Genomic DNA, 21,412 nt, shown 5'->3' on the forward strand with positions numbered 1-21,412 from the left:
GGTGTCTCCTTGTGGTTGATGGAACGAACGGGAAAGGGGCTAGCGGCGTCCTCGTTGAAGGAACGCGACGATGATGATCACGAAGCCCTGCACCGCAGCGTTCAGGTACACGCTGATGATGCTGGTGAGGTTCAGGATGTTGCTGATGACCGAGAGCAGGATCGCGCCCACCACGGTGCCGGTGATGCTGCCCGCGCCGCCCTTGAGCGCGGTGCCGCCGACGATCACCGCGGCAATGGCTTCGAGCTCCCACAGCAGGCCGGTGGTCGGAGAGGCCGAGCCCAGGCGCGGCACGTACAGCAGCGTGGCAATGCCTACGCACACGCCGAGCAGCACGTAGGTGAGGATCTTCACGCGGTCGACGTCGACTGCCGCGTAGCGCGCCACCTGTTCGTTCGAGCCGATGGCCTGCACGTAGCGCCCATACGCTGTGCGATTGAGGATGATGCCGCCGATGACCGCGACGATCACGAAAACCCACACCGGCACCGGAATGCCCGCGAGGCTCGCGTAGTACACCGGCGCGTAGAGGTCCGACAGGTCGTTGTCGAGCGTGAGCGCGCCGCCGTCGGCAAAGTACGTGAGGTATGCGCGGAAGATGCCGAGCGTGCCCAGCGTCACGATGAAGGGCTCGATGCGGCCCTTGGTAATGAGCAGGCCGTGCGCGAGCCCAAACACCGCGCCGAGCACCACCGCCAGTACAGCGCCCATCACGACCGCGAGCAGCGGCGAGCCCGAGGCCGGGCCGGCCCAGTTGATGAACATGATCACGCTGCCCGCGATGAGTGCGGCCATCGAGCCCACCGACAGGTCGATGCCGCCGGAGATGATCACGAAGCACATGCCCACCGCGATGATGCCGATGAAGGCCGTGCGCGTGAGCACGTTCATCGCGTTATCGAGGGTCGCGAAGTCGCCGTTCAGCAGCGTGCCGGCAATGCACAGCAGCACGAGGCCGATGACCGGGCCGAGCCCGTGCAGGCGCTGCACCCAGCCCGGCTTTGCCTCGCTGCGGTGCTGCTGCTGCGCGGCTTCAAGCGTCTGCGGTGGTGTTGGCTGTTCCGGTGGCATGAGCGATGAGCTCCTCTTCAGTCAGATGGTCCGCGTCGAGCGTGGCAACGAGACGGCCCGCGCGCATCACCGCGACGCGGTGGCACAGGCCGATCAGCTCCATCAGCTCCGACGAGACGACGATCACCGCGAGCCCTTCGCGGGCGAGTCGCTGGATCAGGAAATAGATATCGCGCTTGGCGCCCACGTCGACGCCGCGCGTGGGCTCGTCGAGCACCACCACCTTGGGCTGCGGCTGAAGCACCTTGGCGAGCGCGAGCTTCTGCTGGTTGCCGCCCGAGAGCGACGATGCCTTGACGTCGAGCGAGCCGGTGCGAATGCCGTAGTCCTTCACCGCCCCGGCCAGCGCACCGCGCTCGGCCTCGGGCTTGAGCCAGGGCTGGGCGTAGCGTTCGAGCGCCATCAGCGTGAGGTTCTGGCGCAGGCCGAAGTTGACGTGCAGGCCCTTGCCCTTGCGGTCTTCGCTGAGGTAGGTGAGGCCGTGCTTGGCGGCATCGCGCGGGTTGCGCCAGCCCTTGTCGTGGGGCACGGGCTTGCCGAGCATCTCGACGCTGCCGCTCGCGGGACGCAGGCCTAGCAGGCCTTCGAAGAGTTCGGTGCGGCCCGCGCCGACGAGGCCCGCGAAGCCGAGGATCTCGCCGGGGCGCACTTCGAAGCTCGCGTCCTGCGCCCAGCCGGGCACGCTGAAGTTCCGTACGCGCATGGCGGGCGCGTCGGCGGCGACGACCACGTCGCGCGGCGGGTAGAGGTCGGCCAGTTCGCGGCCCACCATGAGGTTGGCCATCTGCTGGCGCGTGACTTCGGCAGTGGGCGCGCGCGCGACGAAGCGGCCGTCGCGCATGACGATGACTTCGTCCGTCACCTGCTCCACCTCGTCGAGCTTGTGCGAGATGTAGACGATGGTGACGCCATCGGCGCGCAGCTGGGCGATGAGCTTGAACAGGCGTTCGGTCTCGCCCGGCGTCAGAGTGGCCGTGGGCTCGTCCATGATGAGCAGGCGTGCACGGCGAGCGATGGCTTTCGCGATCTCGACGAGCTGCTTCTCGGCGACGATGAGCTTTCGCACCTTGGTGCGGGGATCGATGTTCAGGCCCACTGCTGCAAGTGCGGTGGCGGCGTCGCGTTCCATCGAGGCGTCGTCGAGCAGCCAGCCCTTTTTCTTCTCGTGGCCGAGGAAGATGTTCTGCGCCACGCTCAGGTCTTCGGCGAGATTGAACTCCTGGTGGATCAGCACGATGCCCAGTGCTTCGGCATCGCGCGAGCTCGCGAACTGCTGCGGCTGTCCGTTGACGCGCAGCGTGCCTCCGCTCAGCGGCTCGTAGCCAGCCAGGATCTTCATCAGCGTGGACTTGCCCGCGCCGTTTTCGCCGAGCAGGCCGTAGACGTGGCCGGGCGCGAGCGCAAAGCTCACGCCGTGCAGCACCTGCACGGGGCCGAATGCCTTGACCACGCCATCGAACTCGACAGCGACGCTGCCCTTGATGTTCTCGGCCGCGTTCATGGCGCCACTCCGCGGGCCTTCAGGGTCTCTTGCATCGCGAGCACGCCGGCGCCGATCAGGCCGCCCTGCATGCCCAGCGGCGTGTACTGGATTTCCAGATGCCGCGTGGAGAGCGCCAACGAGCGCTGGTACACGCTCTGCCGCACGGCCGCAAGAAACAGCGGGCCGATGCGCGTGATGCCGCCGCCGATGAACACATGCGACGGATTGAAGAAGTTGACGACCGACGCGAGCATCTGCCCGATCAGGCTGCCCGCGCGCTGGATGATGGCGTTGGCGGCCGTGTCGCCGCCGCGGCTGGCCTGGCCCACATCGATGGCGTCGATGCGCCCATGCACGCGCAGGCACTCGGCCAGCGTCGCGCTCTCGCCGGCTTCCGCAGCCTGCATCGCCATGCGCGTGATCGCGGGGCCGGCGGCCATGGCCTCGACACAGCCGAGGTTGCCGCAGTGGCAGCGGGGGCCTTCCTGGTCGACGCAGATGTGGCCCACGTCACCGGCCGAGCCTGCAGCGCCGCGGTACACCTCGCCGTGGCAGACGATGCCGCAGCCGATTCCGGTGCCGATCTTGATGACGAGAAAGTTGGTCAGCGAGCGCTTGAGGCGCCACAGCTCACCGAGCGCCATGAGGTTCACGTCGTTGTCGACGAAGACGGGCGCCGCGTAGTCCTCGCGCAGGTAGTCGCGGATGGAGAAGCTGTCCCACGCGGGCATCAGCGGCGGGTTCACGAGCTGGCCGATCTCGAAGTTGACGGGGCCGGGCACGCCGATGCCGATGCCGAGCACGTCCTTGGCGCTCGCGTTGCAGCGGGCCAGCAGTTCGCGTATGAGCGTGCGCACGCGGGCCAGCACCACGGCCGGGCCTTCGCGCACGTCGGCCGGTTCGTCGTGCTGCGCGAGCACGGTGAGATCGGGCCGAAGCACGGCCACGTCGAGGCTGGTGGCGCCGATGTCGATGCCGACGAGCACGCCAAGGCCGGCATGCAGTTGGAGGTTTTCCGCGCGGCGACCGCCTGAGGAACGTTGCAGGCCGGCTTCGGCGAGCAGGCCCTGGTCGACGAGGCCGGCGATCAGCCCGTTGGCTTTGCTCTTGGAAAAGCCGAGTTGCTCGGCCATGGCGTGGCGCGAGCCGCCGGCCGACCAGAAGGTCGTTTCCAGCAGCCGCATCTCGTCCGCAGTGATGCCACTCCAGGGTGCCACGCGCTTTGTCTCCGGTGTTCTTTTGCTTTGCGCCCGCAGCCCGGCTGCTGGACGAAGGCGAATACTAGGCGGCGCTCTTCAGCCAGACAAGGCCTAACTTCGACCATGTTTCAGCCAAAGATGATCGAGCGAAAGCGTACAGACGCAAAAAAGCCGCCCGAAGGCGGCTTCTTGTCGGAGCAATCGGGAAGACCGATTACTTCTTCTGGCGGTACTTGCGCAGTGCCGCGATCTGGGCGGCCATCACGGCCAGCTCGGACTGCGCCATCGCGATGTCGATGTCGCTCTTCGCGTTCTTCAGCGCTTCCTCGGCGGCGGCCTTGGCCTGGTTGGCCTTCTCGTCATCGAGGTCCTTGCCGCGGATCGCGGTGTCGGACAGCACGGTGACGGCGTTAGGCTGCACTTCGAGAATGCCGCCGGCCACGAAGACGAACTCTTCCTTGCCGTCGGCCGTTTCGATGCGCACGGCGCCGGGGCGGATGCGCGTGATCAGCGGAGTGTGGCGCGGATAGATGCCGAGCTCACCGGCTTCACCGGGCAGCGCGACGAACCTGGCTTCGCCCGAGAAGATCGACTCTTCCGCGCTGACCACGTCGACGTGAATGGTGTTTGCCATCTGAGTTCCTATGCCGCCTTAAGCGACCTTCTTGGCTTTTTCGAACGCTTCGTCGATGGTGCCCACCATGTAGAACGCTTGTTCCGGCAGGTGGTCGGCTTCGCCGTTCACGATCATCTTGAAACCACGGATGGTTTCGGCCAGCGGCACGTACTTGCCGGGCGAGCCCGTGAACACTTCGGCCACGTGGAACGGCTGCGACAGGAAACGCTGGATCTTCCGGGCGCGGGCCACGGCCAGCTTGTCGTCGGGAGCCAGTTCGTCCATGCCCAGAATGGCGATGATGTCGCGCAGTTCCTTGTAGCGCTGCAGCGTGCCTTGCACGGCGCGGGCCACGTTGTAGTGCTCTTCGCCGACCACGTTCGGGTCGAGCTGGCGCGAGGTCGAGTCCAGCGGGTCCACGGCGGGGTAGATACCGAGCGAGGCGATGTCGCGCGACAGCACCACGGTCGAGTCCAAGTGAGCGAAGGTGGTGGCGGGCGACGGGTCGGTCAAGTCGTCGGCGGGGACGTACACGGCCTGGATCGAGGTGATCGAGCCGACCTTGGTCGACGTGATCCGCTCTTGCAGGCGGCCCATTTCTTCAGCCAGCGTCGGCTGGTAGCCCACGGCGGAAGGCATGCGGCCCAGCAGAGCCGACACTTCGGTACCGGCCAGCGTATAGCGGTAGATGTTGTCCACGAAGAACAGAACGTCACGGCCTTCGTCGCGGAACGACTCGGCGATGGTCAGGCCGGTCAGCGCCACGCGCAGACGGTTGCCCGGGGGTTCGTTCATCTGGCCGTAGACCATGGCCACCTTCGAGTCCTCGAGCTTCTCGAGGTTCACGACGCCGGAGTCGGCCATCTCGTGATAGAAGTCGTTGCCTTCGCGAGTACGTTCACCCACACCGGCGAACACCGACAGACCCGAGTGAGCCTTGGCGATGTTGTTGATGAGTTCCATCATGTTCACGGTCTTGCCCACGCCGGCGCCGCCGAACAGGCCCACCTTGCCGCCCTTGGCGAACGGGCACACCAGGTCGATCACCTTGATGCCGGTTTCCAGCAGGTCTTGCGAGGGCGACAGTTCGTCGTACGCGGGAGCCTTGCGGTGGATGGAAGCGGTGAGCTCCTGGCCCACTTCGCCGCGCTCGTCGATCGGACGGCCGAGCACGTCCATGATGCGGCCGAGCGTGGCCTTGCCGACCGGCACGGTGATGGGTGCACCGGTGTTGGTCACGATCAGGCCGCGGCGCAGGCCGTCGGACGAGCCCAGTGCAATGGTGCGCACCACGCCGTCGCCGAGCAGCTGCTGAACTTCGAGGGTCAGCCCGCCGCCTTCGAATTTCAAGGCGTCGTACACCTTGGGCATCTGGTCACGCGGGAACTCCACGTCGACCACGGCGCCGATACATTGGACAATTTTTCCTTCAGCCATGGCGTTTCCTTCTGGATGGATCTCAATAAATTTGCGACAGGTTCTTGCAGAAGCGTCCTGGTGCCAAAACGGGCCGCTTTTGCAAGAATGCCGGACGGGCCGGCACCCTTGAATCTCTACTTCTTCTCGTCAGTTCATCAGCACTTCATGGCCGTCGCTTGGGCAGCGAAAGCGTCCGAAGCAGCCTTGCAGGCCTGACCCAACGCAGCCTTGTCGGCGCCCATCGAAGCCCAGGTGGCCTTCGTCTGGTCGAGACTGGCCTTCATCGCGTCAGCAGCGGCGCCGCTTTGCGAACCCACGCAGGTCTGCACCTTGGCCAGGTAGTCGTTGCACTCCTGCGGCAGGTCGGCGGCCGATGCCGTCGGGGCTGCAGCGGGAGCAGCCGGCGCTGCTGCGGGAGCGGGGGCAGGAGCCGGAGCGGCGGGTGCAGCAGCGGGAGCCGGTGCAGGCGCGGGCGCCTCTTCCTTCTTGGAGCAAGCAGTCAGAGCGGCAGCAATAGCCACCAGAGCAAGAATCTTCTTCATTTTGCGCAGAGTCCCCTTAAATAAAGGCCTTGGGTTACCGGGCGCGCAGAGCGCATCCGATCAGCAACGCGGCCTGTTGCATTGCCTCAATCAAACGCCTGCGGCCGCGGCCGCGCCGGACACGATTTCGGACAGCTCTTTGGTGATGCCTGCCTGACGGGTCTTGTTGTAGACCAGCTTCAGTTCGCTGATCACGTTACCCGCGTTGTCGGTCGCAGCCTTCATGGCCACCATGCGCGCCGAGTGCTCGGACGCCATGTTTTCGGCCACGGCCTGGTACACCAGCGATTCCACGTAGCGCACCAGCAGCTCGTCGATCACGCTTTGCGCGTCGGGTTCGTAGATGTAGTCCCACGAATGATGGCCCGACTCGGTTTGCAGCGTCTCGGCCTTCAGCGGCAGCAGTTGCTCCACCATCGGCTCTTGCTTGATGGTGTTGATGAACTTCGTGTAGCACAGGTACACCGCCGACAGCTTGCCTTCGGCATAGGCGTCCAGCAGCGTCTTGACCGGCCCGATGAGCTTGTCCAGATGCGGCGTGTCGCCCAGCTGCGTCACATGGGCCACCACGCGGGCGCCGATGCGGTTCAGGAAACCCAGACCCTTGTTGCCGATGGCGACCGACTCGACCACGTTGCCCGCTGCCTGCGCTTCGCGCAGCTTGCCGGTGACGGCACGCAGCAGGTTGGTGTTCAAGCCGCCGCACAGGCCCTTGTCGCTGGTCACGATGATGAAGCCGACGCCCTTGGCATCGGTCGTCTTCATGAACGCGTGGGTGTACTCCGGGTTCGCCTTGCCGAGGTTGGCTGCGATATTGCGGATCTTTTCGCTGTAGGGGCGAGCGGCGCGCATGCGTTCCTGCGCCTTGCGCATCTTGGAAACCGAGACCATTTCCATGGCCTTGGTGATCTTCTTGGTGTTTTCCACCGATTTGATCTTGCCGCGGATTTCCTTACCAGCTGCCATGAGAGCTCCTTCTTGCGTCGATCAAGGGGTCGATCAGGCGAACGACTTCTTGAACGCGGTGACGGCTGCCAGCAATTCGGCTTCCGCTTCCTTGTCGAGCGCCTTGGCCTTCTCGATCTTGTCGAGCAGCGGGGCGTGGCTGGACTTCAGGAACTGGTGCAGGCCATGTTCGAACGGCAGCACCTTCTTGATTTCGAGGTCGTCCATGAAGCCCTTGTTCACGGCGAACAGCGACGCGCCCATCAGCGAGATCGGCAGCGGGCTGTACTGCGCCTGCTTCAGCAGTTCGGTCACGCGGGCACCGCGGTCGAGCTGCTTGCGGGTGGCTTCGTCGAGGTCGGAAGCGAACTGCGCGAACGCAGCCAGTTCACGGTACTGCGCCAGGTCGGTACGGATACCGCCGGACAGGCCCTTGATGATCTTCGTCTGAGCCGACGAACCCACGCGCGACACCGAGATACCGGCGTTGATGGCGGGGCGGATACCTGCGTTGAACAGGTTGGTTTCCAGGAAGATCTGGCCGTCGGTGATCGAGATCACATTGGTCGGCACGAAAGCGGACACGTCGCCGGCTTGCGTTTCGATGATCGGCAGTGCGGTCAGCGAACCGGTCTTGCCCTTGACTTCACCCTTGGTGAAGGCTTCGACGTAGTCGGCGTTCACGCGGGCTGCGCGCTCGAGCAGACGGCTGTGGAGATAGAACACGTCGCCGGGGTAGGCTTCGCGGCCCGGCGGGCGGCGCAGCAGCAGCGAGACCTGGCGGTAGGCAACGGCCTGCTTGGACAGGTCGTCATAGACGATCAGGGCGTCTTCGCCGCGGTCGCGGAAGTACTCGCCCATCGTGCAGCCCGAGTAGGCCGACACGTACTGCATGGCAGCCGATTCCGAAGCGGAAGCCGCAACCACGATCGTGTAGTCCATGGCACCGGCTTGTTCCAGTGCGCGCACCACGTTCTTGATCGACGAAGCCTTCTGGCCGATCGCAACGTAGACGCAGGTCATGTTCTGACCCTTCTGGTTGATGATCGCGTCGATGGCCACTGCCGTCTTGCCGGTCTGGCGGTCGCCGATGATCAGCTCGCGCTGGCCACGGCCGACGGGCACCATCGAGTCGATGGACTTCAGGCCGGTCTGCATCGGCTGGTCGACCGACTTGCGGGCGATCACGCCGGGTGCGACCTTTTCGATCACGTCGGTCATCTTGGCGTTGATCGGACCCTTGCCGTCGATCGGCTGGCCCAGTGCGTTCACCACGCGGCCGATGAGCTCGGGGCCCACGGGCACTTCCAGGATGCGGCCCGTGCACTTGACGGTGTCGCCTTCGGAGATGTGCTCGTACTCGCCCAGAATCACGGCGCCGACCGAGTCGCGCTCGAGGTTCAGCGCCAGGCCGAACGACGGCGTGCCGTCTGCCGTGGGCGGGAATTCGAGCATTTCGCCCTGCATCGCGTCGGACAGGCCGTGCACGCGCACGATGCCGTCCGTCACCGACACCACGGTGCCTTCGTTACGGATGTTGGCGCTGACCCCGAGGCCCTCGATGCGGCTCTTGATCAGTTCGGAAATTTCTGCGGGATTGAGTTGCATGACTCTTTCCTTCTTTCTTTGAGGCTACAAGTAGAGGGCTGGAAACCGTCAGGCTGCCAGCGCAACTTTCATTTGTTCAAGGCGCGCTTTGACGGAGGTGTCGAGCACCTCGTCGCCGACCACCACACGAATGCCGCCGATCAGTTCCGGCTCTTGCTGGACCGTGACCTGGAGCTTGCGACCGAAACGCTTTTCGAGCGCGGCCGACACATTGGCCAGCGCAGCGCCGTCGATCGGGAAGGCGCTGTAGACCACGGCGTCGGACGAACCGCTCTTCGCGTTGGCCAGTGCCCGGAACTGCTTCGCAATTTCCGGCAGCACCGAAAAGCGCCCGTTCTCGAGGAGCGCACCCAGGAAGTTCTGGGCATGAGCGGCCAACGGTGCACCGAATGCACCGGCGACCACGCCGATCACCTGTTCGGCCGTGGCCTTCGGGTTGTCGGCGAACTGCTGGAGCTCCGGATTGGCCGCGATGGCGGCAATCTTTTCGAGCCAGGCGCTGGTTCCGGCGACGTCGGACGACGACGCCTTGAAGAGCGCCTCGGCGTAGGGGCGTGCAATGGTGGCGAGTTCTGCCATGGCTTCTATCAGAGTTCGGTCTGCAGACGGGCGAGCAAATCGGCGTGAACGCCTGCATTCACTTCCTTGCGCAGAATCTGCTCTGCGCCCTTGACGGCCAGTGCGGCAACCTGCTCGCGCAGTGCTTCACGGGCCTTCAGTGCCTGCTGGTCGGCTTCGACGCGTGCGGCTGCAACGATCTTGTTGCCTTCCTCGGTCGCGCGGGCCTTGGCCTCTTCAACGATGGCCTGGGCGCGACGTTCGGCGTCGGCAAGACGTTGTGCGGACTCGTTGCGTGCCTGACCCAGCTCGGCTTCCACGCGCTTGTTGGCGGCGGACAGCTCGGACTTGGCCTTGTCGGCGGCAGCGAGGCCTTCGGCGATCTTCGCAGCGCGGTCGTCCAGCGCTTTCGCGATCGGCGGCCACACGTACTTCATCGTGAACCCGACCAGGATCAGGAACACGATCATCTGAACGATCAGGGTACCGGTAATGCTCACTTTTCACCCTCTCTTTGGGATTGAATCGAAGCCATTCGCTAGACGCCAGAGGACTAGGGAACGACGACGCAGGTCCGACGAGAAAGACTTACTTCGGCAGGTTGGCAATCTGAGCCAGGAACGGGTTGGCCGTTGCGAACCACAGAGCGATACCGGTGCCGATAATGAAAGCGGCGTCGATCAGACCAGCCAGCAGGAACATCTTGGTTTGAAGTTCACCCATGAGTTCAGGCTGACGTGCGGCCGACTCGAGGTACTTGCTGCCCATGATGCCGATGCCGATACATGCGCCCACAGCGCCCAGACCGATGATCAGGCCGGCGGCCAGTGCAACAAAGCTAATAACTTCCATGATGACTCCTAGAGGACTTTGGTTGAAGAGAAAACAAAAAACAGAAACGAAAACTGATGATCAGTGGTGATCGTGGGCCTGGCCGATGTAGACCAGCGTCAGCATCATGAACACGAAGGCTTGCAGCGTGATGATCAGGATGTGGAAGATGGCCCAGGCCGTGCCCGCGATGATGTGGCCGATGGCCAGGCCGATGCCGGTGGCCGACATGGACCAGGCACCGCCCATCAGGGCGATCAGCAGGAAGATCAGTTCACCGGCGTACATGTTGCCGAACAACCGCATGCCGTGCGAGACCGTCTTGGCGACGAACTCGATCATCTGCATGGCGAAGTTGAAGGGGTACAGCGCCCAGTGGTTGCCGAAGGGTGCGGTGAACAGCTCGTGGATCCAGCCGCCGGCGCCCTTGATCTTGATGTTGTAGTAGATGCAGATCAGCAGCACTGCCACCGACATGCCCATGGTCACCGAGAGGTCGGCGGTGGGCACGACGCGCAGGTAGGCGTGGTGCGGGTCTTCGCCGGCGATGTGGAAGATCTTGGCCCAGATTGCCGGGAACAAATCGACCGGGAACAGGTCCATTGCGTTCAGCAGGAAGATCCACACGAAGATCGTGAGGGCCAGCGGTGCGACGAACTTGCGGCTCGTGGCGTTGTGGACGATGCCCTTGGCCTGCTGGTCGACCATTTCGACGAGCAGTTCGACAGCCGCTTGAAAACGGCCGGGAACACCCGAAGTGGCCTTGCGGGCAGCCAGCCAGAGCAGCCAGCAACCCAGGATGCCGAGCGTGATCGAGAAAAAGAGCGAGTCGAAATTGAAAACCGAGAAGTCAGCAACACCTCCGGGCTTGGAGCTTTGCAGGTGCGTCAAGTGGTGAACGATGTATTCACCCGCGGTCTGACCATGTTCCGCAGCGTTTTCAGCAGCCATTCCGTTACTCGTCTCTCTGTTGCCGGCGCCGGGGCGAGAACATCACCGCCAACCAGGCCGCCTTCATTGTCACCACCAGGCCGATCAGCATTGCTGGCCAGCTCAGCGCCGTTATCAGCCTTGGCGCGGCGATCAGCATCGCCACGGACAAGGCCATCTTGACCATTTCCCACAGGAAGAATCCGAACACCGCAGTGCCCGGATTCAAGGAAGAAAACCGACCGGTCAGCCCGCGTGCGAAAACCGCCGATGGAACAACCACCGCGATCGCACCGTAAGCGGCGGACCAACCCAGATTTTGCCTCCCCGTCAGCCCCCAGGCGGCCAGAGCCACCACCAGACCGACAACCAACTGACCCGCGATCACCCGCCATGGGGAGACCGAAGGGTTCTTTGCTCGCAGTTCACGCGCCTCATCGGCGGTCAACGGCTTGAATTCTGCATCGAGGTCTTCAGCGACCTCCGAGTCTTGACGGGCGATTGTTTTCATTTCGAATGAAGCCCGGATGACGACCCAGAATTTCTACAAAGCCATTGATTATAAGTAAAAACCCAGCCGGTCCCGCCACCCCGCGCTGTCGCGCATGCAAATCGACGCTGCATTCCCTGACGCGAACCCGACGCGGCGCGCACAACCATAATTCCTTCATGCACCCTATCACCGACGCCCTGCCTGCCACGCTTTGTTACCTCGACGGCGAGTACACCGCCCTGCGCGACGCGAAGATCAGCGTCCTCGACCGTGGCTTCATTTTCGGCGACGGCATCTACGAATACGTCCCCGTCTACTTCGGCCAGCCCTTCTGCTTCGAGGAGCACATGGCCCGCCTCGACCGCTCGCTCGCCGAGCTGCAAATAGAGAACCCGCTTTCGCTCGAGCAATGGCGCGAGATCGTGATGCGGCTGGTCGAGCCCGGCGGCGACGAACCCCAGTCAGTGTACTTTCAGGTGACGCGCGGCGTGGCACCACGCGACCACGCGATGGTGCGCGGCCTGCGCCCGACGGTGTTCGTGATGGTGAACCCGCTGCCGCCGATTTCCGACGCCATCCGCGCCAAGGGCGTGGCCTGCGTCACCGCGGCCGACTTCCGCTGGCAGAAGGCCCACATCAAGAGCACCAGCCTGCTGGGCGCCGTACTCGCGCGACAGATCAGCGTGGAAGCCGGTGCGGCCGAGACCATCATGTTCCGCGACGAATGGCTCAGCGAAGCCTCGTCGAGCAACGTGTGGATCGTGAAGGACGGCAAGCTGATGGGCCCGCCCAAGAACAACCTCGTGCTGACCGGCATCCGCTACAGCCTGTTCGAACGCCTGTGCAAGGCGCACGGCATTCCCTTTGCGCTGCGCCCCATCTCGCGCGAAGAGGTGTTCGCCGCCGACGAGCTGCTGATCTCCTCGGCCAGCAAGGAGCTGCTGCCCGTCGTCACGCTCGACGGCCAACCTATTGGCAACGGCCGCCCCGGCCCCATCTACAAGAGCTTGTACGCGGCCTACCAGCAGGCCAAGCAACACAACGCACAGAAGCACGGAGCCCTGGCATGACCGACAACACGACTACCACCGACACCAACGCGATCCCCGACCCGCGCAAGGAGTCGCTGATCGAGTACCCCTCGCAGTTTCCGATCAAGGTGATGGGCGCCAAGGTCGACGGCTTCGTGCATGCCGTCACGCAGATCGCCGAGCAATTCGACCCGACCTTCGACGCCACCACCGTCGAGCTGCGCGACAGCAAGGCCGGCAACTACCTCGGCGTGACCATCACCGTCACGGCCACCAGCCGCGAACAGCTCGACGACCTGTATCGCGCGCTGTCCGCGCACCCGATGGTCAAGGTCGTGCTTTGACCCACAAGCGGCCCGCGCGGCGGACCACGCCATGACAGACACCGCCACCGTTCCCGCCATCGAGCTGCATCCGCTGGGTCGCGTCGACTACGCCGATACCTTCGCGGCCATGAAACAGTTCACGCTGGAACGCACGCCCGACACACCCGATGCGCTATGGATTTGCGAGCACGCTCCGGTGTTCACGCAAGGCATCGCGGGCAAGCAGGACCACATCCTGAACCCCGGCGCCATCCCGGTCGTGCAGACCGACCGCGGTGGCCAGGTCACCTTCCACGGTCCCGGCCAGGTGGTGGCGTACCCGTTGATCGACCTGCGCCGGGCGGGCTACTTCGTCAAGGAATACGTCTACCGCATCGAGGAATCGGTGCTGCGCACGCTCGCCCATTTCGGCGTGACCGGCCACCGCGTGCCCGGCGCGCCGGGCATCTACGTGCGCCTGGACGACCCGTTCTCGCACGCCGCGCTGACCGGCCCGATGCCCGCCGCCGACCCGTTCCGCGGCCTCGGAAAGATCGCCGCGCTGGGCATCAAGGTGAGCCGCCACGCCACCTACCACGGCGTGGCGCTCAACGTACAGATGGACCTCGAACCCTTCTCCCGCATCAACCCTTGCGGCTATGCAGGGCTGCAAACGGTCGACCTTTCTACAATCGGCATCCAAACCACATGGGAAGAAGCCGCCACGGTGCTGAGCCAGAAGCTCTCCACTTTCCTGGCGCCTTGACACACCAATGAGCACCACAGAAGTCGTCCGCGACGCCCAGAGCGCCGAAAACTACAACCCCCTGGCCAAGCAGAAAGCGGCGGCCAAGCTCTCGCGCATTCCCGTCAAGGTGGTGCAGAGCGGCGAGGTGCTCAAGAAGCCCGAGTGGATCCGCGTCAAGGCCGGCAGCCCGACCACGCGCTTCTACGAAATCAAGCAGATCCTGCGCGAGAGCAACCTGCACACCGTCTGCGAAGAGGCCTCGTGCCCGAACATCGGCGAATGCTTCGGCAACGGCACGGCCACCTTCATGATCATGGGCGACAAGTGCACGCGCCGCTGCCCGTTCTGCGACGTGGGCCACGGCCGCCCCGACCCGCTCGACAAGGACGAGCCGCTCAACCTCGCCAAGACCATCGCCAAGCTGCGCCTGAAGTACGTGGTGATCACCAGTGTCGACCGCGACGACCTGCGCGACGGCGGCAGCCAGCACTTCGTCGACTGCATCAAGAACATCCGCGAGCTCTCGCCGATGACGCAGATCGAGATCCTGGTGCCCGACTTCCGCGGCCGCGACGACCGCGCCCTCGAGATCCTCAAGGCCGCCCCGCCGGACGTGATGAACCACAACCTCGAAACCGCGCCGCGCCTCTACAAGGAAGCGCGCCCCGGCAGCGACTACCAGTTCAGCCTGAACCTGCTGAAGAAGTTCAAGGCGCTGCACCCCAACGTGCCGACCAAGAGCGGCATCATGGTCGGCCTGGGCGAGACCGACGAAGAAATCCTGCAGGTCATGCGCGACATGCGCGCCCACGACATCGACATGCTGACCATCGGCCAGTACCTGTCGCCGTCGGGCTCGCACCTGCCGGTGCGCCGCTACGTGCACCCCGACACCTTCAAGATGTTCGAGGAAGAGGCCTACAAGATGGGCTTCAGCCATGCGGCGGTGGGTGCGATGGTGCGGTCCAGCTATCACGCCGATCAGCAGGCCCACGCCGCCGGCGTCTGACCGTTTCGAAGACAGCAAAGAGAAGAAAGGCCCCATCGAGGGCCTTTTTCTATTCAGGGAAGATCGAGCCGATACCCCACCCCATAAATCGACCGTATCAACTCCTGCCCCCGGCTCGCCGCATCGAGCTTGCGGCGCAGGTTCTTCACATGGCTGTCCACCGCCCGATCGGTCACCGCGCGCTGGTCTGCATGCACATGGTCGAGCAGCTTGTCGCGCGACAGCACGCGGCCCCGAGCATCGGCCAGCGCCTTCAGCAGGCGGAACTCGATCGGCGTGAGCCCCAGCGGGGTGCCGTGCAGCGTCGCCCTGTACGTCTGCTCATCGATCTGCAGGGGCGATGCCTCGCGCGACGCATAGCCGCTGCGGCGCAGCAGCGCCTTCACGCGCGCCACCACCTCGCGCGGGCTGAATGGCGTCTTGCAGATGTAGTCGTCAGCACCGATCTCGAGGCCCATCAGGCGGTCGGCCTCCTCGACGCGCGCCGTGAGCATGATGACGGGCACCTCGCTGAACAACCGCAGCTCGCGGCACACGCTCATGCCGTCCTGTCCGGGCAGCATCAGGTCGAGCAGCACGAGGTCGGGCCGGCGAGCCTTCACGGAGGGCACAACCTCCAGCCCGTTGGCGATCCATTGCGAGGTGTAGCCCGAGGCCTGGAGGTAGTCGGCGAGCAGCGCCGCCATGCGCGGCTCGTCCTCGACGATCAGGATGTGTGCTGACGAAGAAGAAGCAGTTGCCATGGTCGTGTCGTTCATTGCGGTAGCCGCACCGCAATCCACAGCCCGCCCAGCGGCGAAGCCTTGGCCTCGATGGTGCCGCCATGCGCCTCGACGATGCTGCGGCAGATGGCAAGGCCAAGGCCCGCGCCGCCACTGGCCCGGTTGCGCGAACCCTCGCCGCGGAAAAAACGCTCGAACAGGCGCGGCAGCAGCGCCGCGTCGACGCCAGGCGCCGAATCCATGAGATCGATCGCGATCTGGTTGTCGTCTTCGCGTGCCTCGATGCGCAGCATGCCGCCCGCGTCGGTGTAGCGGCAGGCGTTGAGCACGAGGTTGCTGAAGAGCTGCTGCATGCGCCGCTCGTCGGCGAACATCATCAGCGGCTGCGCGGGCAGCACCAGCTCCAGTCGCAGGCCAGCCGAAGCCAGCCTTTCGCGGAACGAATCCACGCTCAGCTCCAGCAGCTCGCGCAGGTTGATGTCGGCCTTGCGGTACGCGAGCGCGCCCACGTCCGCCATCGACAGGTCGTACAGGTCGGTCACCAGCTTGTTGAGCATGCCCACTTCGTGCTGCAGCGAGCGCACGGCCTGCGCGTCGAGGCGGCGCACGCCGTCTTCCATTGCCTCCAGCTCGCCGTGCAGCACGCCCAGCGGCGTGCGCAGTTCGTGCGACACGTCGGCCATGAACTCGCGGCGCATCCGCTCGTTGCGCTGCAGGGTGAAGGCCAGCGAATTGAAGTCACGTGCCAGTTGCCCCACCTCATCGTGCGATGCCACCGCCACGCGGCTCGCGTAGTCGCCCGACGTCAGTCGGTGCGTGGCCGCCGCCACACGCTTGACGGGCGCGAGCAGCACCCGAGCGATCCACCATGCGATGCCCGCGGCCAGCAGCACGCACAGGCTGCCGATGACCCAACTCGCGCGCAGCTGGTTCTTCTGGAAGCGCTGGTCGCCGGCCTCGCTCACGCTCTGGAACGGCATCATCGCGACCCAGCCCACGGTCTTGCCGTCGACCACCACGGCGCGTTCAATGGCACCCTTGCGAATCTCCCTGAAGCCCACGATCACCTTCCTGTCCGTATCGAGCAGCGCGATGCGCAGCACGGCGCCCGTCAGGTCGGACACCAGCGCCGGGGTGCGCCCCGGCTCGAAGCGCTCGCCCGAGGCGGAAGGCGCGGGCCGCATGATCTCGAACCAGGGGCGGGGGTCGTCTCGCAGGAAGTCCCAGCTGCCGTTCTGCCGGTAGGCCGCAACGGCGTTCGGCAGCACGGAGTCGAGCCGCTCCACGCCCTGCTCGTTGAGGTAGCCGACAAAGCCGCGCTCGAAGTTCCAGCGCGAGGCCGCGCCCATCGCGACCACGGCCAGCACGGCGGTGGCCAGCACGGCGAGAAAGAGCTTGGTGGTGATGCTGATCTTCATGAAGGGCCACAAGATAAGCCAGATGAGGCCCGCGCGGTGCACTCGGCGCCCATGGCCGTGCATGCCGCAGGGACCTCCACATTCGCTCCACATTCACTGAAGACCATGGATTCCAAACCCGATTGGAATCTTCTGAACATGTCTTCCCGCTTCATCCGCACCGGCCTCGCGTGCGCCCTGGCCTTCGGCCTGCTGGGCGCGATCGCGGGATGCTCCGGCTCTTCTTCCGCACCGCCCCAGCTCCCCGCCGCGCAAGTCGGCGTGGTCACCATCCAGCCCGAGAACCAGCCGATCACCACCGAGCTGTCGGGCCGCACCCGCGCCCGCCTGAGCGCCGAGATCCGCCCGCAGGTCGGCGGCATCGTGCAGCAGCGCCTGTTCGAAGAAGGTGCGCTGGTCAAGGCCGGGCAGGTGCTCTACCAGCTCGACCCCGCCAGCTACAAGGCGTCCTACGCCAGCGCGCAGGCCAGCGTCGCCAAGGCCGAGGCCACGGTCAACTCCGCGAAGGTCACCGCGCGCCGCAATGCCGAACTCGCGAAGATCGACGCCGTCAGCCAGCAGACCAACGACGACAGCCAGGCCACGCTGCAGCAGGCCGAGGCCGAACTCGGCGTGGCCCGCGCCTCGCTCGACACGGCGCGCATCAACCTCGGCTTCACACGTATCACCGCCCCGATCGCTGGGCGCATCGAGGCCTCGACGGTCACGCCGGGCGCGCTGGTCACGGCCAGCCAGACCACCGCGCTCACCACCGTGCAGCAGCTCGACCCGATCCATGTCGACGTGACGCAATCGACCACCGATCTGCTGCGGCTGCAGCGCGAACTGGCGGCCGGCACGCTCAAGAGCAGCAGCGACAAGAGCGAAGCCTCCGTGAAGCTGCTGCTGGAAGACGGCACGGTCTACGCCCACGCCGGGCGCCTGCAGTTCGCGAGCGTCACCGTCAGCGAAGGCACGGGCGCGGTCACGCTACGCATCCTGGTGCCGAACCCCGAACGCACGCTGCTGCCCGGCATGTACGTGCGCGCAGTGCTCGAAGAGGGCGTGGCCGAACGGGCGCTGCTGGTGCCGCAGCAGGGGGTGACGCGCACGGCCAGCGGCGATGCATCGGCACTGGTGGTCACTGCCGACAACAAGGTCGAGAAGCGCGCGCTGAAGGTGTCGCGCGCTGTCGGCAACCGCTGGCAGGTGACCGACGGGCTGAAGGCGGGCGAGCGCGTGATCGTCGAGGGCTCGCTCAAAGTCAAAGTGGGCGACACAGTGAAACCCGTGACCGCCGACACCACCGCAACGGTGGCCAGCGCGGCAAGCGCCGGCACCAGCCGCTGAGGAAGCAACGCACATGGCACGCTTCTTCATCGACCGGCCCATCTTCGCGTGGGTCATCGCCATCGTCATCATGCTTGCCGGCGGGCTGTCCATTGCCACGCTTTCGCTGGAGCAGTATCCCAACATCGCACCCACCAAGGTCTCCATCAACGCGACCTACCCCGGTGCCTCGGCCAAGACCATCGAGGACTCGGTCACGCAGGTGATCGAGCAGAAGATGAAGGGCCTCGACCGGCTCGTCTCGATGTCGTCGAGCAGCACCTCGTCGGGCACCGCGCGCATCGAGCTCACCTTCGAGGCCGGCACCAACGCCGACGTGGCGCAGATGCAGGTGCAGAACAAGCTGCAGCAGGCCGAGTCGCAGTTGCCGCAATCGGTGCAGAGCCAGGGCGTGACGGTCACCAAATCGGGCACCGACTTCCTGATGATCGTCTCGCTGGTCTCGCAGGACGGCAGCGCGTCGGCCACCGACATCGGCGACTACATCTCCAGCAGCCTGCTCGACGTGCTCAGCCGCATCGACGGCGTGGGCGACGTGCAGACGCTGGGCTCGGGCTATGCCATGCGCATCTGGCTCGACCCCGCCAGGCTGCAGAAGTATTCGCTGATGCCCTCGGACGTGACCACTGCGCTCACCAGCCAGAACACCGAAGTCTCGGCCGGCCAGCTCGGCGCGCTGCCGGCGGCCGCGGGCCAGCGGCTCACCGCGACCATCACCGCGCGCAGCAAGCTGCGCACCGCCGACCAGTTCCGCGAGGTGATCGTCAAGTCGGACAGCAGCAGCGGCGCGATCGTGCGGCTGGGCGACGTCGCGCGCATCGAGCTCGGCAGCGAGAGCTACACCGTCAGCTCGCGCTTCGACGGCAAGCCGTCGTCCGGCATGGGCGTGAAGCTGGCCACCGGCGCCAACGCGCTCACGGTGTCGAACGCGATGAAGGCCAAGCTCGCGGAGCTGGCGCCCTTCTTCCCCAACCAGATGAAGGCCGTGGTCGGCTACGACACCACGCCCTTCGTGCGCATCTCCATCGAGGAAGTGGCCAAGACGCTGGGCGAGGCGATGGTGCTGGTCGTGCTGATCATGTACCTCTTTTTGCAGAACCTGCGCGCCACGCTGGTGCCCGCCATCGCGGTGCCGGTGGTGCTGCTGGGCACCTTCGGCGTGCTGGCGCTGCTGGGCTACTCGATCAACACGCTGACCATGTTCGGCATGGTGCTGGCCATCGGCCTCCTGGTGGACGACGCCATCGTGGTGGTGGAGAACGTCGAGCGGCTCATGACCGAGGAAGGGCTCTCGCCGAAGGAAGCCACGCGCAAGTCGATGCGCGAGATCACCGGCGCGCTGGTGGGCATTGCACTGGTGCTGTCGGCGGTGTTCATTCCCATGGCTTTCTTCGGCGGCTCGACGGGCGTGATCTACCGCCAGTTCTCGGTAACCATCGTCGCGGCCATGCTGCTGTCGGTGCTGGTGGCGCTTACGCTGTCGCCGGCACTGTGCGCCACGCTGCTCAAGCCCGTGGAGGCCGGCCACCATCAGGAGAAGCGCGGCTTCTTCGGCTGGTTCAACCGCAACTTCGAGCGCAATGCAGACCGCTACCGCTCGGGCGTCGGCGGCCTGCTGCGGCGCGGCAAGCGCAGCCTGCTGGTGTACGCGCTGCTGGTGGGCGTGCTGGCCGTGACCTTCATGCGCCTGCCCACCTCGTTCCTGCCCGACGAAGACCAGGGCACGCTGATGGCCCAGGTGAAGCTGCCCGCCAGCGCCACCGACGAGCAGCTGCAGCAGACCATGAAGAGCTTCGAGCAATACCTGTCCTCACAAAAAGAGGTTGCCCACTTCATCACGCTGACCGGCCTGAGCGGCGACCAGGCCACGGGCAATGCCTTCATCACGCTGAAGGACTGGAGCGAGCGCGGCGGCGACGGGCAAGACGCCGCATCGCTGTCGCGCCGCTTCACGATGGAAATGGCCGCGCGCACCAGCAACGCCAACGTGTTCGTGATGCTGCCGCCGGCCGTGCGCGGCCTGGGCTCGAACGCGGGCTTCGACGTGCAGTTGCAGGATCTGGGCGGCATCGGCCACGATGCGCTGGCACAGGCGCGCGAGCAGTTCCTGGCCCTGGCCAAGAAAGACCCCGCGCTGAGCCAGGTGCGCAGCAACAACCTGGACGACACACCGCAGTTCGCCATCGACATCGACGACCGCAAGGCCGCGGCGCTGGGCCTGTCGACCTCGGACATCAACGACACGCTGTCCAGCGCCATGGGCGGCAGCTACGTGAACGACTTCATCAACAACGGCCGCGTGAAGAAGGTCTACGTACAAGCCGACGCGCCCTTCCGCATGCAGCCTGACAGCGTGAACAGCTGGTACGTGCGCAATGCAAGCAGCGAGATGGTGCCGTTCTCTGCCTTCGCCAGCAGCCGCTGGACGTATGGCTCGCCGCAGCTGTCGCGCTACAACGGCATGTCGTCGTTCGAGCTGATCGGCGACCCCGCCGCGGGCGTGAGCTCGGGTGCAGCAATGGATGCGGTGGAAAACATCATGAAGCAGCTGCCGCAGGGCATCGGCTACGAATGGACCGGCAGCTCGTATCAGGAACGCCTGTCGGGCTCGCAGGCGCCGCTGCTCTACGCGGTGTCGATTTTGTTCGTGTTCCTGTGCCTGGCCGCGCTGTACGAGAGCTGGTCTGTGCCGTTCTCGGTGATGCTGGTGGTGCCGCTGGGCGTGCTGGGCGCGGTGCTGGCCACGAAGCTGGCGGGGCTGTCGAACGACGTGTACTTCCAGGTGGGGCTGCTGGCCACGGTGGGGCTGTCGGCGAAGAACGCGATCCTGATCGTGGAATTCGCCAAGCAGTTGCAGGACGAAGGCGTTGCGCTGGTCGATGCCACGCTGCAGGCCGTGCGCCTGCGGCTGCGGCCCATCCTCATGACCTCGCTGGCCTTCATGTTCGGCGTGCTGCCGCTGGCGCTGAGCACCGGCGCGGGCTCGGGCAGCCGCCGCGCCATCGGCGTGGGCGTGCTCGGCGGCATCGCGACCGCCACGGCGCTGGGCATCTTCTTCGTGCCACTGTTCTTCGTCGTGATCCGGCGCTTCTTCGCGCAAAAGAAAAAACCCGCGGCGGCATCCACGCTGACCGCGCTGCCTGAGGCATGAACGC

The 21,412-nt window shown here is 65.3% G+C and carries 21 protein-coding genes; 6 read left to right on the plus strand and 15 right to left on the minus strand.

All coding sequences use genetic code 11. From position 1 onward, the window contains the following. Positions 1-39 precede the first annotated feature (39 nt). From AC07O3_RS05115 to AC07O3_RS05175, 13 genes are all read right to left on the minus strand, one after another. On the minus strand, positions 40-1,071 hold the full coding sequence (locus AC07O3_RS05115; RefSeq protein ID WP_093057727.1) for an ABC transporter permease: 1,032 nt from the start codon (positions 1,069-1,071) through the stop codon (positions 40-42). Continuing rightward, positions 1,034-2,572, minus strand: coding sequence for a sugar ABC transporter ATP-binding protein (locus AC07O3_RS05120; protein WP_495338758.1), 1,539 nt, complete (start codon positions 2,570-2,572; stop codon positions 1,034-1,036). The genes AC07O3_RS05115 and AC07O3_RS05120 overlap by 38 nt, the downstream gene beginning before the upstream one ends. Beyond that, a complete protein-coding gene (locus tag AC07O3_RS05125) occupies positions 2,569-3,738 on the minus strand; it encodes an ROK family protein (RefSeq protein WP_495339004.1) in 1,170 nt (389 codons plus the stop codon). Before AC07O3_RS05125 ends, AC07O3_RS05120 begins: the two co-directional genes overlap by 4 nt. 229 nt (positions 3,739-3,967) lie before the next feature. After that, positions 3,968-4,387 carry a F0F1 ATP synthase subunit epsilon gene (locus tag AC07O3_RS05130; protein WP_093057730.1) on the minus strand — a complete coding sequence of 140 codons (420 nt, stop codon included), beginning with the start codon at positions 4,385-4,387 and terminating at the stop codon, positions 3,968-3,970. A gap of 18 nt (positions 4,388-4,405) precedes the next feature. Continuing rightward, complete coding sequence (atpD, locus tag AC07O3_RS05135) at positions 4,406-5,806, minus strand: F0F1 ATP synthase subunit beta (RefSeq protein WP_093057731.1); 1,401 nt, start codon at positions 5,804-5,806, stop codon at positions 4,406-4,408. 137 nt (positions 5,807-5,943) lie between these two features. Then, the gene (locus tag AC07O3_RS05140; protein ID WP_093057732.1) at positions 5,944-6,330 is read right to left on the minus strand and encodes a hypothetical protein; all 387 of its coding nucleotides are present in this window, start codon (positions 6,328-6,330) and stop codon (positions 5,944-5,946) included. 90 nt (positions 6,331-6,420) lie between these two features. Then, on the minus strand, positions 6,421-7,296 hold the full coding sequence (gene atpG / locus AC07O3_RS05145; RefSeq protein WP_093057733.1) for a F0F1 ATP synthase subunit gamma: 876 nt from the start codon (positions 7,294-7,296) through the stop codon (positions 6,421-6,423). A 33-nt stretch (positions 7,297-7,329) separates the two neighbouring features. Then, a complete protein-coding gene (gene atpA / locus AC07O3_RS05150; RefSeq protein ID WP_093057734.1) occupies positions 7,330-8,883 on the minus strand; it encodes a F0F1 ATP synthase subunit alpha in 1,554 nt (517 codons plus the stop codon). Between the two features lie 48 nt (positions 8,884-8,931). Continuing rightward, on the minus strand, positions 8,932-9,462 hold the full coding sequence (locus AC07O3_RS05155) for a F0F1 ATP synthase subunit delta (protein WP_093079045.1): 531 nt from the start codon (positions 9,460-9,462) through the stop codon (positions 8,932-8,934). A gap of 8 nt (positions 9,463-9,470) precedes the next feature. After that, complete coding sequence (locus AC07O3_RS05160) at positions 9,471-9,941, minus strand: F0F1 ATP synthase subunit B (RefSeq protein ID WP_093057736.1); 471 nt, start codon at positions 9,939-9,941, stop codon at positions 9,471-9,473. A gap of 88 nt (positions 9,942-10,029) precedes the next feature. Then, positions 10,030-10,293 (minus strand): F0F1 ATP synthase subunit C, encoded by a 264-nt coding sequence (atpE, locus tag AC07O3_RS05165; protein WP_007830191.1) that lies wholly within the window; start codon positions 10,291-10,293, stop codon positions 10,030-10,032. Positions 10,294-10,353: 60 nt separating this feature from the next. After that, positions 10,354-11,223 carry a F0F1 ATP synthase subunit A gene (atpB, locus tag AC07O3_RS05170; RefSeq protein ID WP_093057737.1) on the minus strand — a complete coding sequence of 290 codons (870 nt, stop codon included), beginning with the start codon at positions 11,221-11,223 and terminating at the stop codon, positions 10,354-10,356. 4 nt (positions 11,224-11,227) lie between these two features. Next, positions 11,228-11,713: an ATP synthase subunit I gene (locus AC07O3_RS05175; RefSeq protein WP_093057738.1), complete on the minus strand. Its 486-nt coding sequence runs from the start codon at positions 11,711-11,713 to the stop codon at positions 11,228-11,230. A 158-nt stretch (positions 11,714-11,871) separates the two neighbouring features. On the opposite strand from AC07O3_RS05175, the gene AC07O3_RS05180 reads away from it, so the two are divergent. Genes AC07O3_RS05180 through lipA form a run of 4 tightly spaced genes read left to right on the plus strand, consistent with a single transcriptional unit; the run spans position 11,872 to position 14,788 of the window. Further along, positions 11,872-12,765, plus strand: a complete 894-nt coding sequence (locus tag AC07O3_RS05180) for a D-amino acid aminotransferase (protein ID WP_093079047.1) — start codon at positions 11,872-11,874, stop codon at positions 12,763-12,765. Beyond that, positions 12,762-13,070 (plus strand): YbeD family protein, encoded by a 309-nt coding sequence (locus tag AC07O3_RS05185; protein WP_093079048.1) that lies wholly within the window; start codon positions 12,762-12,764, stop codon positions 13,068-13,070. The genes AC07O3_RS05180 and AC07O3_RS05185 overlap by 4 nt, the downstream gene beginning before the upstream one ends. Positions 13,071-13,101: 31 nt before the next feature. Then, positions 13,102-13,797: a lipoyl(octanoyl) transferase LipB gene (gene lipB, locus AC07O3_RS05190; protein WP_495338759.1), complete on the plus strand. Its 696-nt coding sequence runs from the start codon at positions 13,102-13,104 to the stop codon at positions 13,795-13,797. A gap of 7 nt (positions 13,798-13,804) precedes the next feature. After that, complete coding sequence (lipA, locus tag AC07O3_RS05195) at positions 13,805-14,788, plus strand: lipoyl synthase (RefSeq protein ID WP_495338760.1); 984 nt, start codon at positions 13,805-13,807, stop codon at positions 14,786-14,788. A 53-nt stretch (positions 14,789-14,841) separates the two neighbouring features. On the opposite strand, the gene AC07O3_RS05200 is transcribed toward lipA, so the two are convergent. Beyond that, positions 14,842-15,546: a response regulator gene (locus AC07O3_RS05200; RefSeq protein WP_218840257.1), complete on the minus strand. Its 705-nt coding sequence runs from the start codon at positions 15,544-15,546 to the stop codon at positions 14,842-14,844. Further along, entirely contained in the window at positions 15,543-16,928 is a 1,386-nt protein-coding gene (baeS, locus tag AC07O3_RS05205) for a sensor histidine kinase efflux regulator BaeS (protein ID WP_495338761.1), read from the minus strand. The genes AC07O3_RS05200 and baeS overlap by 4 nt, the downstream gene beginning before the upstream one ends. A gap of 138 nt (positions 16,929-17,066) precedes the next feature. Here baeS and AC07O3_RS05210 point away from each other — a divergent pair, with 138 nt between their 5' ends. Continuing rightward, complete coding sequence (locus AC07O3_RS05210; RefSeq protein WP_093079107.1) at positions 17,067-18,257, plus strand: efflux RND transporter periplasmic adaptor subunit; 1,191 nt, start codon at positions 17,067-17,069, stop codon at positions 18,255-18,257. 13 nt (positions 18,258-18,270) lie between these two features. Further along, positions 18,271-21,408 carry an efflux RND transporter permease subunit gene (locus AC07O3_RS05215; protein ID WP_495338762.1) on the plus strand — a complete coding sequence of 1,046 codons (3,138 nt, stop codon included), beginning with the start codon at positions 18,271-18,273 and terminating at the stop codon, positions 21,406-21,408. The last annotated feature ends 4 nt before the right edge of the window (positions 21,409-21,412 follow it).

The sequence above is a fragment of the Variovorax sp. GW821-FHT09D05 genome (genome assembly GCF_059416325.1).